This is a genomic window from Metabacillus kandeliae, from assembly GCF_021166585.1.
In the GTDB taxonomy this organism is placed as follows: Bacteria; Bacillota; Bacilli; order Bacillales; family Bacillaceae; genus Metabacillus_B; species Metabacillus_B kandeliae.
Genome location: NZ_JAJOZE010000003.1, coordinates 296,043 through 311,569 on the forward strand (window position 1 = coordinate 296,043; position 15,527 = coordinate 311,569).

General features: G+C 47.4%; 11 protein-coding genes. 2 read left to right on the plus strand and 9 right to left on the minus strand.

What is annotated here, in order from left to right; translation table 11 throughout:
- Positions 1–158: 158 nt before the first annotated feature.
- The 7 genes from icmF to LRR81_RS10720 all read right to left on the minus strand — a co-directional run bounded on the left by icmF (position 159) and on the right by LRR81_RS10720 (position 10,733).
- On the minus strand, positions 159–3,407 hold the full coding sequence (icmF, locus tag LRR81_RS10690) for a fused isobutyryl-CoA mutase/GTPase IcmF (protein WP_231789356.1): 3,249 nt from the start codon (positions 3,405–3,407) through the stop codon (positions 159–161).
- A 26-nt stretch (positions 3,408–3,433) separates the two neighbouring features.
- Positions 3,434–4,051 (minus strand): TetR/AcrR family transcriptional regulator, encoded by a 618-nt coding sequence (locus LRR81_RS10695; protein ID WP_231789357.1) that lies wholly within the window; start codon positions 4,049–4,051, stop codon positions 3,434–3,436.
- Positions 4,052–4,111: 60 nt separating this feature from the next.
- Entirely contained in the window at positions 4,112–5,251 is a 1,140-nt protein-coding gene (locus LRR81_RS10700; RefSeq protein ID WP_231789358.1) for an acyl-CoA dehydrogenase, read from the minus strand.
- 23 nt (positions 5,252–5,274) lie between these two features.
- A complete protein-coding gene (locus LRR81_RS10705) occupies positions 5,275–6,411 on the minus strand; it encodes an acyl-CoA dehydrogenase (protein WP_231789359.1) in 1,137 nt (378 codons plus the stop codon).
- A gap of 22 nt (positions 6,412–6,433) precedes the next feature.
- Entirely contained in the window at positions 6,434–7,285 is an 852-nt protein-coding gene (locus tag LRR81_RS10710; RefSeq protein WP_231789360.1) for a 3-hydroxybutyryl-CoA dehydrogenase, read from the minus strand.
- A 31-nt stretch (positions 7,286–7,316) separates the two neighbouring features.
- Positions 7,317–8,498, minus strand: coding sequence for an acetyl-CoA C-acetyltransferase (locus tag LRR81_RS10715; protein WP_231789361.1), 1,182 nt, complete (start codon positions 8,496–8,498; stop codon positions 7,317–7,319).
- Positions 8,499–8,618: 120 nt separating this feature from the next.
- Positions 8,619–10,733, minus strand: a complete 2,115-nt coding sequence (locus LRR81_RS10720; RefSeq protein ID WP_231789362.1) for a (Fe-S)-binding protein — start codon at positions 10,731–10,733, stop codon at positions 8,619–8,621.
- A gap of 189 nt (positions 10,734–10,922) precedes the next feature.
- Between LRR81_RS10720 and cls the strand changes: the two genes are divergently transcribed.
- Positions 10,923–12,122 carry a cardiolipin synthase gene (gene cls / locus LRR81_RS10725; RefSeq protein WP_231789363.1) on the plus strand — a complete coding sequence of 400 codons (1,200 nt, stop codon included), beginning with the start codon at positions 10,923–10,925 and terminating at the stop codon, positions 12,120–12,122.
- Between the two features lie 36 nt (positions 12,123–12,158).
- Positions 12,159–13,115, plus strand: a complete 957-nt coding sequence (gene uvsE, locus LRR81_RS10730; RefSeq protein ID WP_231789364.1) for a UV DNA damage repair endonuclease UvsE — start codon at positions 12,159–12,161, stop codon at positions 13,113–13,115.
- 211 nt (positions 13,116–13,326) lie between these two features.
- Here uvsE and argS read toward each other — a convergent pair whose 3' ends face one another.
- The gene (gene argS / locus LRR81_RS10735; protein ID WP_231789365.1) at positions 13,327–14,997 is read right to left on the minus strand and encodes an arginine--tRNA ligase; all 1,671 of its coding nucleotides are present in this window, start codon (positions 14,995–14,997) and stop codon (positions 13,327–13,329) included.
- Positions 14,994–15,422: a DUF1934 domain-containing protein gene (locus tag LRR81_RS10740; protein WP_231789366.1), complete on the minus strand. Its 429-nt coding sequence runs from the start codon at positions 15,420–15,422 to the stop codon at positions 14,994–14,996. The genes argS and LRR81_RS10740 overlap by 4 nt, the downstream gene beginning before the upstream one ends.
- Positions 15,423–15,527 lie beyond the last annotated feature (105 nt).

A 15,527-nucleotide genomic window follows, 5' to 3' on the forward strand; every position in this document is an offset into this window, starting at 1 on the left:
TGGACAGTGAAGTTCGCGCTTTGGACAGTAAGACATTATGTGAACAAACCACCGGCTGCCATGGTGCGGCAAAACTTGTTTTTCAGCTTGCAAAATTCATTTTTTACAAGCAATCCCATACAAAAAGCCGGCTCCAAACAGGCGCCGGCCCAAGTTTCTTACATATTCCGCCTGTACTGTCCGCCGACTTCATACAGAGCTTCTGTAATTTGGCCAAGGCTTGCGTACTGGACGGTTTCCATAAGCTCTTCAAAGATGTTGCCGTTTTGCATGGCGGTTTGCTTCAGACGCTGAATGGCGGCTGCAAGCTGCGCTTCGTTCCGTGACTGGAACTCTTTCAGGTTCTGAATCTGTGTTTCTTTTTCTTCCTTTGATGCACGCGCGATTTCCATGCTGTTCATTTCTTCTTCTGATGGCGGGTTCGGATTTAAGTAAGTGTTCACGCCAATGATCGGCAGTTCGCCGGAGTGCTTCTTCATTTCGTAGAACATGCTTTCATCCTGGATTTTTCCGCGCTGGTACTGAGTTTCCATTGCACCGAGAACGCCGCCGCGCTCGTTGATGCGGTCGAATTCCTGGAGAACTGCTTCTTCGACAAGATCTGTGAGCTCTTCTACGATAAACGCTCCCTGCAGCGGGTTTTCGTTTTTCGCAAGGCCATGTTCTTTTGTAATAATCATCTGGATAGCCATGGCACGGCGCACGGATTCTTCTGTCGGTGTTGTAATCGCCTCGTCATACGCATTTGTATGAAGGGAATTGCAGTTATCCTGCAGCGCCATCAAGGCCTGAAGCGTTGTCCGTATGTCATTGAAGTCGATTTCCTGCGCGTGCAGCGAGCGGCCTGATGTTTGAATATGGTATTTCAGCTTCTGGCTGCGCTCATTTGCTCCATATTTATCTCTCATAACGGTTGCCCAGATGCGCCTTGCAACGCGCCCGATTACTGTATACTCGGCATCAAGCCCGTTAGAGAAGAAAAACGAGAGATTCGGTGCAAAGGTGTCAATGTTCATTCCTCTGCTTAAATAGTATTCTACATACGTAAAGCCGTTAGCGAGCGTGAAGGCAAGCTGGGAAATCGGATTAGCGCCGGCTTCGGCGATATGATAGCCAGAGATGGAGACAGAGTAATAGTTTCGAACCTTTTGACGGATAAAGTACTCCTGAATATCCCCCATAAGCTTCAAAGCAAACTCTGTTGAGAAGATGCAGGTGTTCTGTCCCTGGTCTTCTTTTAAAATATCCGCCTGCACGGTGCCCCGGACAGTTTGAAGTGTCATTTCCTTCACTTGCAGCTGCTCTTCTTCTGTCAGCTCACGGCCGAGTTCTTCTGCTTTCCTCGCTATCTGCTGTGCAATGGCCGTGTTCAGGAACATAGCCAATATGATCGGTGCAGGGCCGTTAATCGTCATGGATACGGATGTAGACGGTGCACAAAGATCAAAGCCGCTGTAGAGCTTTTTCATATCATCGAGCGTACAGATGCTCACACCGCTCTCCCCGACTTTTCCGTAAATATCCGGACGATAGGCAGGATCTTCACCATAAAGAGTTACTGAATCAAAGGCTGTGCTTAGGCGCTTTGCTTCATCATCCTTTGATAGGTAGTGAAAGCGTCTGTTCGTTCTTTCAGGTGTTCCTTCACCGGCAAACTGGCGCTTCGGATCTTCGCCTTCCCGCTTGAATGGAAACACACCTGCTGTATAAGGGAAGCTGCCAGGGACATTTTCCTTGTATACCCATCGGAGAATCTCACCGTAGTCTTTATAATTCGGAAGAGCTACCTTTGGAATGCTCAGGCCTGAAAGAGTGACAGTTTTCAGCTTTGTGACAAGCTCTCTGTCGCGCACTTTTGTGGTAAATTGATCAGAGCTGTATTTTTCCTTCAATTCGCCCCATCCGGCAAGAATGCTGCGGGATTCCTTCGTCAGTTCTTCCTCTGCCTTCTGCTTCACAGCTTCAACTGCAGCCAATGCTGTTTCCGCATTGTCTTCTTTCAGCGCTTCAAGCACACCTTCTGCCTGGAACACCTTTCTTGCCAATGCCGCTTCTTTTTCTGCTTTTTTATGATAATTTCTGACTGTCTCGCTGATCTCTCTAAGGTAATATCTTCTGTCAGTCGGAATAATCACATTTTGCTTTTTCACATCTGTGACCGTTTCAAGATCCGACGTCCATTCCTTGCCTGTTTTTTCGCGGATTTCCTTTAATAGGGCCTTGAACAGGGTGTTCGTGCCCGGATCGTTGAACTGGCTGGCAATCGTGCCGTAAACCGGCAGATCATCAAGCTCTGTTTCAAAAAGCATGCGGCTGCGCTGAAATTGCTTTTGAACCTGGCGCTTTGCATCTTCAGAGCCTTTGCGTTCATATTTATTAATAACAATCAGATCGGCATAGTCGATCATATCAATTTTTTCCAGCTGGGTAGGTGCCCCGTATTCGCTTGTCATAACATACATCGACAGGTCGCAAATGTCTGTAATGCCTGCATCTCCCTGTCCGATCCCGCTCGTCTCTACAATAACAAGGTCATAGCCTGCTGCTTTCACAACAGAGATAGCATCCTTGATGGCAAGCGAAAGCTCTGAGCGGGACTGCCTTGTTGCAAGGCTGCGCATGTAGACGCGGGGATTAAAGATGGCGTTCATCCGAATCCTGTCGCCAAGAAGCGCGCCGCCTGTTTTCTGCTTTGTCGGGTCTACTGACAGGATTGCCAGCTTCAGTTCAGGCAGTTCATTGAGGAAACGGCGGATCAGCTCATCTGTGAGCGAGCTTTTCCCAGCCCCTCCTGTACCGGTAATACCGATAACCGGTGCTTTGGAATCCAGCTTTTGAACTTCATCCAATACCTCTGCCGCAGCAGCTGCTTCTGTCTGTTCCTGCGCTCTTTGCTCAGCTAATGTAATAAGGCGCGAAACAGCGTTCACACTGCCTGCTTTTAATTCTTCCAGCTCATTTCCAATACTTGAAACTGTCGGATAATCGCACTCCTCAAGCATCTGGTTGATCATTCCCTGAAGGCCATGCTTTCTGCCGTCTTCAGGTGAAAAGATGCGGGAAATCCCATAATCATGAAGCTCTTTTATTTCCCTGGGAATGATGACGCCGCCCCCGCCGCCATAAAGGCGGATATGAGGCGCGCCTTTTTCCTTTAACAGGTCATACATGTATTTAAAATATTCCACATGGCCGCCCTGATAGGAGGAAATCGCGATTCCCTGTGCATCCTCATGAATGGCTGCATTGACTACTTCCTCAACTGACCTGTTATGTCCAAGATGAATCACTTCCGCCCCGCTTGACTGAAGAATGCGGCGCATAATATTGATGGAAGCATCGTGTCCGTCAAAAAGACTGGATGCTGTCACAAATCGAACGGCATGCTTTGGCTTGTAAATATGCATTTCCTTTTCCCCCTTGTTTTCCGTCTTCAGCAATCTATCCCTTTTAAGATCAGATTGGTCTGCCCTTCAATATATTCATCAAGCGTGTAGAGCTTTTGAAGCGCCCATCTCCTGAAGCCCCACATTTGCCCTTTCACGAAAATATTATGAGCCAGAAGTTTTTTTTCAGGTTCAGACAGCTTGCATACCCCATTTTCAATGCAGTTTTGAATCACTGCTTCAAACATCGCAACCATTTCTATTTCTTTTTGCAGCACATAAGGAAGCGCATCCTTTGAAAGCGATTTGGCTTCCTGATACATCACAAGCACTTCATCCTGCATTTCATCAATGACCCTGAAATAATTGGCAATGGCGAGTCTCAGACTCTCCAGTGTTCCTTTTTTCATGTCAATGTCCCGCTCCAGTCTTTCCCGGACTTCATCGTAAATGGTGTCGCATACGAGGTAGAGCACATCCTCCTTCTGGCGGATATACTCATAGAGCGTCCCGATGCTGAAGCCGGCAGACTTGGCAATTTCCCTTGTCGTTGTTCTGTGAAAGCCTTTTTCCTTAAAAAGACTGACCGCCCCTTTGATCATCTGATCGCGCCGTTTTTTGACAAGCCGCTCATCCTTCACAGATGCCAGTACTTCCCTTTTCATCCTGCTCCTCCTCTCCTGCTTCCCTGCCGTGTATCGTATCGCCAGGCGATACGCCGGCCATTACTTTGTCAGCATCCTAGAGATAACCAGCCTTTGGATCTCTTGTGTACCTTCGTAGATCTGCGTAATTTTCGCATCGCGCATGTATCGCTCAACAGGGTAATCCTTTGTATAGCCGTAGCCCCCGAAAACCTGCACGGCTTCTGTTGTCACGCGCATGGCTGCATCACCGGCAAACAGTTTGGACATAGCGGATTCTTTGCCGTACGGAAGTCCTTCTGACTCAAGCCATGCTGCCTGATAAGTCAGCAGGCGTGCTGCTTCAACGCTTGTCGCCATATCGGCCAGCTTAAACCCGATTCCCTGCTGGGCCGCAATCGGCTTTCCGAACTGTTCGCGTCCTTTTGCATAATCAGTTGCTGCATCAAGTGCGCCCTGTGCGATCCCGACCGCCTGTGCGGCAATGCCGTTTCTGCCGCCATCAAGCGTCATCATCGCAATTTTGAAGCCGTCACCTTCCTTGCCAAGAAGGTTTTCCTTTGGCACACGGCAGTCTTCAAAAATGATTTCTGTTGTCGGCGAGGAACGAATCCCCATTTTGCTTTCCTTCTTGCCGACAGAGAATCCAGGAAAGCCGCTTTCAATAATAAAGGCGCTTGTTCCTTTATGCTTCTGCTCTGAATCTGTTACAGCAAACACAACATAAATGTCAGCGATGCCGCCGTTTGTAATGAAAATTTTAGAGCCGTTAAGGATGTAGTGGTCACCGTCCAGGCGGGCATTCGTGCGCATGCCGCCTGCATCAGAACCGGAGCTTGGCTCAGTCAGGCCGTAAGCACCGATTTTTTTGCCTTCTGCCATCGGGCGGAGGTATTTCTGTTTTTGCTCTTCTGTACCGAATTTAAATACCGGCCAGCCGGCTAATGACGTATGGGCAGAGAGCGTTACACCTGTTGAAGCGCATACTCTTGAAAGCTCTTCGACAGCAATGACGTAAGCAAGATAGTCGCTGCCGATGCCGCCGTACTCTTCAGGCCATGGAATTCCCGTCAGCCCAAGCTCCGCCATTTTGTCAAACAGACTGCGGTCAAAGCGCTCCTCTTCATCTCTTTCTGCAGCTGTCGGCTGTACATCTTTTCTCGCAAAATCGCGCACCATTTTTCGGATCATTTCATGTTCTTCTGATAGTTTAAAGTTCATTTCTGCATCCCCTTTGCACCGTTTTAGGCTGTTAAATGTTTGCTGATGACAATCCGCTGAATCTCGCTTGTACCTTCATAAATTTCGCAAATTTTTGCGTCCCGGAAGAACCGCTCAACAGGATAATCCTTTGTATAGCCATAGCCGCCAAACACCTGTATCGCCTCTATAGCATTTTCCATCGCTGTTTTTGAAGCAAAAAGCTTTGCCATGGAGGCTTCTTTTCCGCATGGAAGCCCATTTTCTCTTAAAAAGGCAGCCTGATACACAAGCAGGCGTGCTGCTTCTGCATGTGACGCCATATCGGCCAGCTTAAAGCCGATTCCCTGCTGGGCTGCAATCGGTTTGCCGAATTGCACTCTTTCCTTTGCATAGCTTACAGAGGCTTCGAATGCGGCTTCTGCGATCCCAAGTGCCTGGGCTGCAATTCCGATGCGGCCTGCATTGAGATTTGCCATCGCAATTTTGTAGCCTTCTCCCTCTGCTCCGAGCCTGTTTTCAGCCGGAACTCTTGCATCTTCAAAGGTAAGCTGTACGGTTCTTGAGCCTTGAAGGCCCATTTTATGCTCATCTTTTCCTATGATGAAGCCCGGTGTCCCTTTTTCGACAACAAAACAGGTAATGCCTCTGCTTCCTGCACTGCTGTCTGTAGAGGCAAATACAATATAGGTGTCCGCTTCCCCGCCGTTTGTGATGAACATTTTCGAGCCGTTTAATAGATAGGAATCGCCGTCCCGCTTTGCTTTTGTCCTTAGATTGGCGGCATCCGATCCAGCTCCTGGCTCTGTCAGGCAAAATGCCCCTAAATATTCGCCTGAAGCGAGCTTTGGAAGGTATTTATCTTTCTGCTCGTCAGTTCCGAAATAAAGGATCGGGTTTGTGCCGACAGATGTGTGAACGGACAGAATGACGCCGATTGTCGCACTGACCTTTGAAAGCTCATGGATGGCAATGATATAGGAGACAAAGTCCATTCCGGAACCTCCATACTTCTCAGGAACCGGAATGCCCATAAGGCCGAGTCCGCCCATTTTCTTCACGATTTCCCGCGGGAAGTGCCCCTTTTCCATCTCATCAATATAAGGAGCAATCTCCGCTTTGGCAAAATCCCTGACCATTTTCCGCATCATTTCCTGCTCTTCCGTGAATTGCAAATTCATCCCCTTTTCCCCCTTGATGAATTTATTCGTATGAATAAAATCCTTTGCCGGTCTTTTTGCCGAGCCAGCCGGCTTTTACGTATTTGCGGAGCAGCGGACATGGACGGTACTTGTCATCCCCAAAGCCTTCATGCAAAATTTCCATAATGGAAAGGCATGTATCAAGGCCGATAAAATCAGCCAGTGTCAGCGGTCCCATCGGGTGATTCATACCGAGCTTCATCACTTCATCAATGGCTTCCTTGCTGGCAACACCTTCATACAGCGTATAGATCGCTTCGTTGATCATCGGCATCAGAATGCGGTTCGATACAAAGCCTGGAAAATCTTCTACTTCGACGGGAACTTTTTTCAGTGTTTTGGTCATGTCTTCAATGGCCTTGTAAACACTGTCATCTGTCGCAAGCCCTTTAATGATTTCTACAAGCTTCATAACAGGCACAGGGTTCATGAAATGCATGCCGATTACTTTTTCAGGCCGCTTCGTCACAGCGGCAATCTCAGTAATAGGGAGCGAAGATGTATTGGAGGCTAAAATGGCATGCTCAGGCGCCAGGTCATCCAGTTTTGTAAAAATAGACTTCTTGATTTCCATATTTTCTGTCGCCGCTTCAATGATGAGATCGGCTTCCTTTGCAGAGGAAATATCAGATGAAAGAGCAATACGCGCTGCAATCTGTTCTTTTTCATCTCCCGTCATGCGCTCCTTTTCCACTTGGCGCTGCAGGTTTTTTCCGATCACACCCATGCCTCTTTGCAGAAACTCCTCTTTCAGGTCATTCAGTATCACGCTATATCCCGCCATTGCGCAAACCTGGGCAATCCCGGAGCCCATTTGGCCTGCACCGATGACCATTACCTTTTTAATCTCCATTTTTCTTCTCCCCTTTGCTTGCCGCATTTGTTTATTTCACTTCAATCAGTACCGCATCTCCCTGGCCCCCGCCTGAGCAAATCGCCGCTATCCCAAGACCTCCGCCTCTTCGCTTAAGCTCATGAATCAGTGTCAGGAGAATCCGCGCGCCGCTTGCGCCAATCGGATGCCCAAGCGCCACTGCGCCGCCGTTCACATTTACTTTTTCTTTGTCAAGACCTGCCAGCTCCATGCTAGCAAGTGCTACCGCAGAGAACGCTTCATTGATTTCAAACAGGGCGATTTCTTCAAGCGGCTTGCCTGTTTTCTCAAGCAGCTTATTGATGACAAGTCCCGGAGTTTTCGGAAAGTCCTGCGCCTCAAGGGCAATTTCCGCATGTCCGAGAATAACAGCCAGCGGCTCCCTGCCTTCTTTTTGTGCACGCTCCTCGTTCATCAGAACGAATGCACATGCGCCGTCATTTACTCCTGGAGCATTACCGGCTGTAATTGTTCCGTCATGCTGGAATACTGGGCGGAGCGAGGACAGCTTTTCAAGGGATGTATCCTTCCTTGGCGCTTCATCCTGATCAACCAGAACGGGATCCCCTTTTCGCTGCGGAATCTCAACAGCTACAATTTCCTCGGAAAATTTGCCGCTTTGGGTAGCATCTGCAGCCTTCTGATGGCTTCTCAGCGCCCACTCATCCTGAGCTTCCCTTGAGATGCCAAGATCCTTGGCTGTTTTGTTGCCGTAATTCCCCATATGGACACCCTCAAAGGAGCAGGTGAGGCCATCATGAATCATCAAGTCCTTGACTTCGTGGTTGCCCATGCGGAGTCCCCAGCGCGCTTTCGGCAGGATATACGGAGCATTTGACATGGATTCCATGCCGCCCGCGACAATCACTTCCTCATCACCGGCTCTGATAATCTGGTCGGCAAGTGTCACGCTCCTAAGACCTGAAGCGCAGACTTTATTAATGGTTTCAGTTTTTACTTCCCATGGAATGCCCGCATGCCTTGCCGCCTGTCTGGAAGGAATCTGGCCCTGTCCTCCCTGCAGCACATTGCCGAGAATGACCTCATCAACGTCTCCAGGCTCAACCCCTGCTCTGTTCAGCGCCTCCTTAACGGCTTTTCCGCCCAGTTCAGATGCTGTCAGCGTCTGAAGGCTTCCGCCAAGCTTGCCAAAAGGTGTTCTTGCTCCACTGATAATAACTGTCCTTCCCATCCTTCATTCCCCCATATAGAAAGTGATAAGTAAACGGTTACATTTTTTCGACTGAACGCTCGCTCAGATTTTGCTGCGGCAGAAAGATCAAGCTATAACGCTTGATCTTTCCGGCAATCATTAAGACGCCTCAACCTTTTCCGGTTCACCGCAGACTGCTTTTTCCAGCAATTCAGCAACGTCATACGTGCTGACGGTTTCTTCCACTTCTTTTGCCTTAGTTCCATCACTCAGCATGGTCAGGCAGTATGGACAGCCCGAGCTGATAACAGAAGGCTTCACGGCAAGTGCCTGTTCTGTTCTCGCTACATTGATTCTTGAGCCTGCATCTTCTTCCATCCACATGAGGCCGCCGCCGGCTCCGCAGCACATGCCTGTTTCTCTTCTGCGCGCCATTTCCACAAGCTTGACGCCTGGAATGGACTTCAGAATTTCCCTTGGCTGATCATATACATCATTGTACCGGCCGAGATAGCAGGAATCGTGGAAAGTAATCGTTTCGTTTACTTCTCTCACAGGCTTCAGCCTGCCCTCTTCCACCAGCTTTGCAAGCAGCTCCGTATGATGGTAAACCTCTGCCTGCAAGCCGAAATCCGGATATTCATTCTTGAAAATATTATAAGCATGCGGATCAATGGTGACGATCTTGGTCACGCCATTCTTTTCAAACTCTTCAATATTTTTCGCTGCCAGCTCCTGGAACAAAAATTCATTTCCAAGGCGGCGCGGCGTGTCTCCTGAATTCTTCTCCTTGTTTCCAAGGATCGCAAATGTGACGCCCGCCTCATTCAGCAGCTTTGCAAAGGACAAAGCAATCTTCTGGCTGCGGTTATCAAAGGAGCCCATAGAGCCAACCCAGAACAGGTATTCAAATTCCTTTTCCTGCTTCTGAAGCTCTTTCACTGTCGGGATCTCAACATCTTCCCTCGCTTCACGCCACTTCTCGCGCTCTTTTCTGTTCAGTCCCCACGGATTTCCCTGGCGTTCAATGTTTGTCATAGCGCGCTGGGCATCCGGGTTCATTTTCCCTTCTGTTAAAACGAGGTAGCGGCGAAGGTCGATAATTTTATCAACATGCTCGTTCATCACCGGACATTGATCTTCACAGTTCCGGCATGTTGTGCATGCCCAGATTTCTTCTTCTGTGATGACTTCTCCGATTAAAGCTGGATTATACAGGGAAGCTGCAGCTGTTTCCTCAGCTCCTGAAGACTTTGAAGCCATTGCCAGCTGGTTGCCGAATGTGCCGGAGAATGCCGGTGCCGGCACCCAAGGCGCCTTTGATGTAACAGCTGCACCGTGGTTTGTTAAATGGTCCCGAAGCTTAAGAATCAGATCCATCGGAGAGAGCATTTTTCCAGTGCCAGTGGCAGGACACATATTTGTACAGCGTCCGCATTCAACACAAGCATAGAAATCCAGCATTTGCGTCTGTTTAAAATCTTCTATTTTACCAACCCCGAAGGATTCCTGTGATTCATCTTCAAAATCGATCTTTTCAAGCTTCCCTTGCTTGGAAAGCCGGCTCAGGAAAGTATTGGCTGGCCCTGCAATCAAGTGAGCATGCTTGGACTGCGGAACATAAACAAGGAATGTCAAGAGGATGAGCAGGTGAATCCACCAAGATACATAGAAAATGGCGATGGCTGCCGTCTGGCCGATTCCCCCAAGCAAGAAGGCAATTCCGGATGCAATCGGCTCTGTCCAGCTTAATTCCTCCTGATGCCAAACAAGATCCATGGCGTTTCCAAGCAGAACGGAAAGCATCAAACCGCCGATAAAAATCAGCACAAGACCAGCTTTAAAATTCCGCTTCAGCCTGACAAGCTTTTCAATGTATCTTCTGTAAAACGCCCAGACAACAGCGACAAGAATAACAAACGTAACGATTTCCTGAAAAAACGTAAATCCAGGGTACAGCGGCCCAAGCGGTAAATGATGCCCTGGCGCAAGCCCCTTTGTAATGAAATCAAGAGCACCGAACTGGACGAGAATAAAGCCGTAAAAGAACATAACGTGAATGGCTCCGCTTTTCTTATCCTTTAAAAGCTTTTTCTGGCCGAACACATTCACCCAGATCCTGTTCAGGCGCTCCTTCCAGCGATGATCAAACTCCTCTTTCTTACCCAGCCTGATGTAGGCCATCCTGGTACGGATCAAATATACAAACAAATAAGCAGCGTAAGCGGTTACAAATAAAAACGCAAGGAAATTAATCCATAGCAGCGGTCCCATCATTATCCCCCTATCCATGATGCCGAATTTTCTCCCTTTATCCCGAAAGATGTATTCTAAAATTCCAAAAATTCCTTCTACTAACAGTTTAATAATGAATGAGCATTCAGTCAATTGTTTTCCAAATAAATTTGCATGGAAAAATAAAAATTCTCCTTTTAACAAAAACTATCCCAAAGGAGGGATTCTATGACCTTTCTCTCGATCGCCGCACTCATTTTGCTTGTGCTGATTTTATGGTTTACGCTTGATTTTATGATCGGCTACAAAAAACATATCCGTCAGCAGGGTATTAAATGCTATCCGCGCTACAAGGGAAAGCTGACTTTATTTTCAGATGGCCGGAATTTATACGATCACTACTTTTCTGACCTCCGGCAGGCACAGCATTCGTTAAAAATTCAATTTTACATCGTAAAAAATGATGCCATCAGTTCAGAATTTCTTGATATCTTAACCGAAAGAGCATCAAACGGTGTTACTGTCAGGCTTTTAATGGACTGGGCAGGCTCACTGAAGGTGAACAAAAAGGCCATCCGCCGCCTAAAAGACGCCGGCGCAGAGGTGACCTATTCCCATAAGCCAAAACTGCCTTTTCTCTTTTTTACCCTTCAGGCAAGGAACCATAGGAAAATTACCATTATCGACGGCCATATCGGCTATATCGGCGGATTTAATATTGGCAAGGAGTACATCGGCAATGACCCGAAATTCGGCTATTGGCGGGATTACCATTTGAAGGTTGAGGGTAAAAGTGTTGAGGATATGCTTGATCAGTTTAACCAGGACTGGAAGCTTGCTGCAGGCGAAAAACTCAAGCCGTATGTCCAGCCTGAATTATACGAAGAAGAACAGATGGAGCACCAGTTTCTATGCACAAATGGAAAAGAACTCGACAAAATCTTTACCCGCATTATTAAGGAAACTGAACAGGAGCTTATCATCTGCACCCCTTATTTTGTTCCGAGCAATGGATTAATGGAAGAGCTGGAGCACGCACTCTCCAGAGGTGTGGCAGTTAAAATTATTGTCCCGATGAAAACTGACCACCTTCTCGTCCGCGAAGCTGCCTTTCCCTTCTTTGGGAGGCTGCTTTTAAAAGGCTGTCAAATTTACAGATTTTATCAAGGATTTTATCATGCAAAAGTTGTTGTAGCAGATCGGAAAGTCTGCGACTTGGGCACAGCTAATTTTGATAAAAGAAGCCTTTACTTAAATGATGAAATTAATTGCTTTATCTATGACATGCCCTTTATTGACAATATTCTCGAGCAAATTGAAAAGGATATGGAACGATCTGAGCTTTACACAATTGAAGCTTTTCAGAAAAGGCCCTTGCTGGCAAGAGGAAAGGAAATGATCGCTGGGATGGTTTCCCGCTTTCTCTGACGCCGGCTTAAAGAGAGAAAGAGAGGGGAGAACATCATGTACAATCGGTTTGGCTATGTAGCAAACGCGCTGGCTCTGTGGGATTGCTCTCCTGCTAAAACGATGACCTATAAGCGCTACAGCGGGCTTCCTGCAGATGAACGAAAAAGCGGCCTGCTCGCTGTTACCGGGAAAAACCTTGAAAACACTTTGCGCATCATGCATTACAATATTGCTCACGAAATCACCGTATACCGCATGTCGTCATCACTTGTGCCGCTTGCCACCCATCCTGACGTAAAGTGGGACTTTGTCTCGCCCTTTAAAGACAAGTTCCGAGAAATCGGAGAGCTCGTGAAAAAGCACGGCATCCGGACAAGCTTTCACCCAAACCAATTCACCCTCTTCACAAGTCCTAATGACACCATTACTGAAAACTCTGTCGGTGATATGCAATACCATTATGACATGCTGGAAGCGATGGGCCTGCACAATGAGGCATGGATCAATATTCATGTCGGCGGTGCATACGGAGACAAAGCAGGATCAGCCGAAAGATTTTTTCCAAACAGCCAAAAAATGCCGTCAGAAGTGCTCGGCCGCATGACACTTGAAAATGACGACAAAACCTATACAACAGAAGAAGTCCTGGCTATATGCGAAAGAGCCGCCATTCCGCTCATGTTTGATTACCATCACCACATTGCCAACAAAGACGACCATGCTGATCTCGCAGAAGTGCTGCCGAGGATTTTCGACACATGGAAGCACACAGGCCTTCCGCCAAAAATCCACCTCTCTTCGCCAAAATCTGAAAAAGAAATCCGAAGCCACGCCGACTTTGTCGATCTGGAATTTCTCATGCCGCTTTTTCGCGAATTAAAAAAGATCGACACTGATGTCGATTTTATGATTGAAGCGAAGCAAAAAGACCTGGCGATGTTTAAATTAGTCGAAGAAGTCTCTGCAATCAGAGGAGTGAAGCGGGTGACAGGGGGAGCGATTCAGTGGTAGATGGAGGGAGCGGGGTGTTTGGTGATGAAACCCAAGCATTAGTTGATGGGGTCGGTGCATAAGAGGGCTGAACTCACGCTGCTAAGGGTGATTGAGCTCGGCGCATAAGCTGCTAAACCTGCGCATAAACAGCTTGTCAGGGAGCCATTTTCATCATTTTAACTCAAAAAAGAGGCTGCTCCTGACAATATCAGGGCAGCCTCTTTCTACTTTACATCTTTTCCGGTGCTGAAACGCCGATCAGTGACAATGCATTTTTCAGCGTAATTTGTGTAGCCTTCATTAAAGCAAGGCGGGCACGGCTTTTTGATGCATTCTCGGAATCTAAAACCTTCTCTGCATTGTAAAAGCTGTGCAGGGAAGCAGCCAGATCATACACATAGTTTGTAATCCGGTGAGGAATCCGCTTGCCTGCAGCCTCTGCCACAGCCTGCGGAAATTCTCCGATTGCTTTTAAAAGTTCGATCTCTTTTTCAGAAAGCTCGTGTTCGAATGAGATATCATTCTGGTAAGCAATCGCTTGTTCCTCGCCCTGGCGAAGCATGCTGCAAATTCTGGCATGAGCGTATTGGGCATAGAACACAGGGTTTTCATTAGACTGGCTGACAGCAAGGTCCATATCAAAGTCCATATGAGTATCAGAGCTTCTCATTGCAAAGAAGTAACGGACTGCATCAAGGCCAACCTCTTCCATCAGGTCGCGCAGTGTGACAGCTTTTCCTGTCCGCTTGCTCATTTTCATTTTCTCGCCGTTCTTATAAAGATGCACAAGCTGGATGATTTCCACTTCAAGTGTATCTTTTTCATAGCCAAGCGCCTGAATGGCAGCTTTCATCCGCGGAATATAGCCATGGTGGTCTGCGCCCCAAATATTAATCAGCTTTGTGAATCCGCGGTCGAGCTTATCTTTATGGTAGGCAATGTCAGGTGTCAGATACGTGTAGGACCCGTCATTTTTAATCAAAACACGGTCCTTGTCATCGCCAAATTCAGTTGAACGGAACCAGGTTGCCCCTTCTTCTTCATAGATATGGCCTTTTTCACGCAAAGCTGCTAAAGCCAGATCAATTTTTCCGTTCTTATAAAGAGAGGTTTCTGAAAACCAGACATCGAAAGGAACACGGAATTCCTCCAAATCCTTTTTCAGCTTTTCCATCTCAAATTGCAAGCCGTATTCGCGGAAAAACGCGCGGCGCTCTTCCTCTGTTTCATCAGCAAAACGAGTGCCGAACTCATTTTTCAGCTTTTCACCGATTTCGATAATATCCTGGCCGTGGTAGCCATCCTCAGGCATCGGAAAATCCTTGCCGATCGCCTGCATATAGCGGGCTTCCACAGAAAGCGTCAAATTATTAATCTGGTTCCCTGCATCATTGATGTAATATTCTCTTGAAACATCATAGCCTGCTTTTTCAAGAATATTGCAAAGCGAATCCCCGATTGCTGCACCGCGGGCATGGCCTAAATGAAGTGTTCCAGTTGGATTGGCCGAAACAAATTCCACCTGAACCTTCTCGCCATTCCCCGTATTCGCTTCACCATAGCTGTCCCCTGCCTGAAGCACTGAAGGAACAAGATCCGTCAAATAGCTGTTATCCATATAAAAATTAATAAAGCCAGGGCCGGCGATCTCTATTTTGTCAATCGATGCCTTCCCTTTATCAAAGCTCGCCACAATTTCATCGGCAATCGCTTTCGGTGCTTTTTTCGCAATCCGTGCAAGCTGCATCGCTGTGTTAACTGAGAAATCCCCGTGCGCTTTATCTTTAGGAGTTTCAAGAATAATATCGGGTATTTGCGCTTCTTCCGCAAGGCCGGCCTTTAAAACCGCTGCTTTCACTTCATTTTTTAACCGTTCTTTTACCTGATCGACAATGTTCATCCTTCGGCCTCCTTAAACGATATTAACAGTTTATGTAAGTGCGTCTGATCTTCGCCAATTTTCAGCTGATAGCCTATCTCAAGCCTTCCGCTCGCACCGCTGCCAGGCTTGAAATTCATTTTGTCTGTAAATGTTGCAAGCTGCATGCTGCCGAACTGGGTCTCATAATTTGTCAGCGTTTCTGCACCCTCAATAAACCGCTGCCTCATGGAAACAGCGCCAGACCTGATGACGACTGCCTCCGCTACCTTCAGTTTAATGATGGTGCGGATACTTCCATAATCCTGCTCTTCGCTATAACTTAAGTATGGAATGGATCCCTTGAGGTAATACTCCCCAGACGTCTGAATTTCTATTTTTTCCGTTTCCTCACCATCCCGGATTTCGGAAATGACATGTATGTTAACTGGTGTCCGTTCTGTCATCAGAACACATCCTTTTCGCACTGTTCCACTATAACTTCAATAGTATAAAGATGTTTTGGCAAAAGTTCAATAGCGGGGCGGAATTTGGGGGTCTCTGTCCCCCTT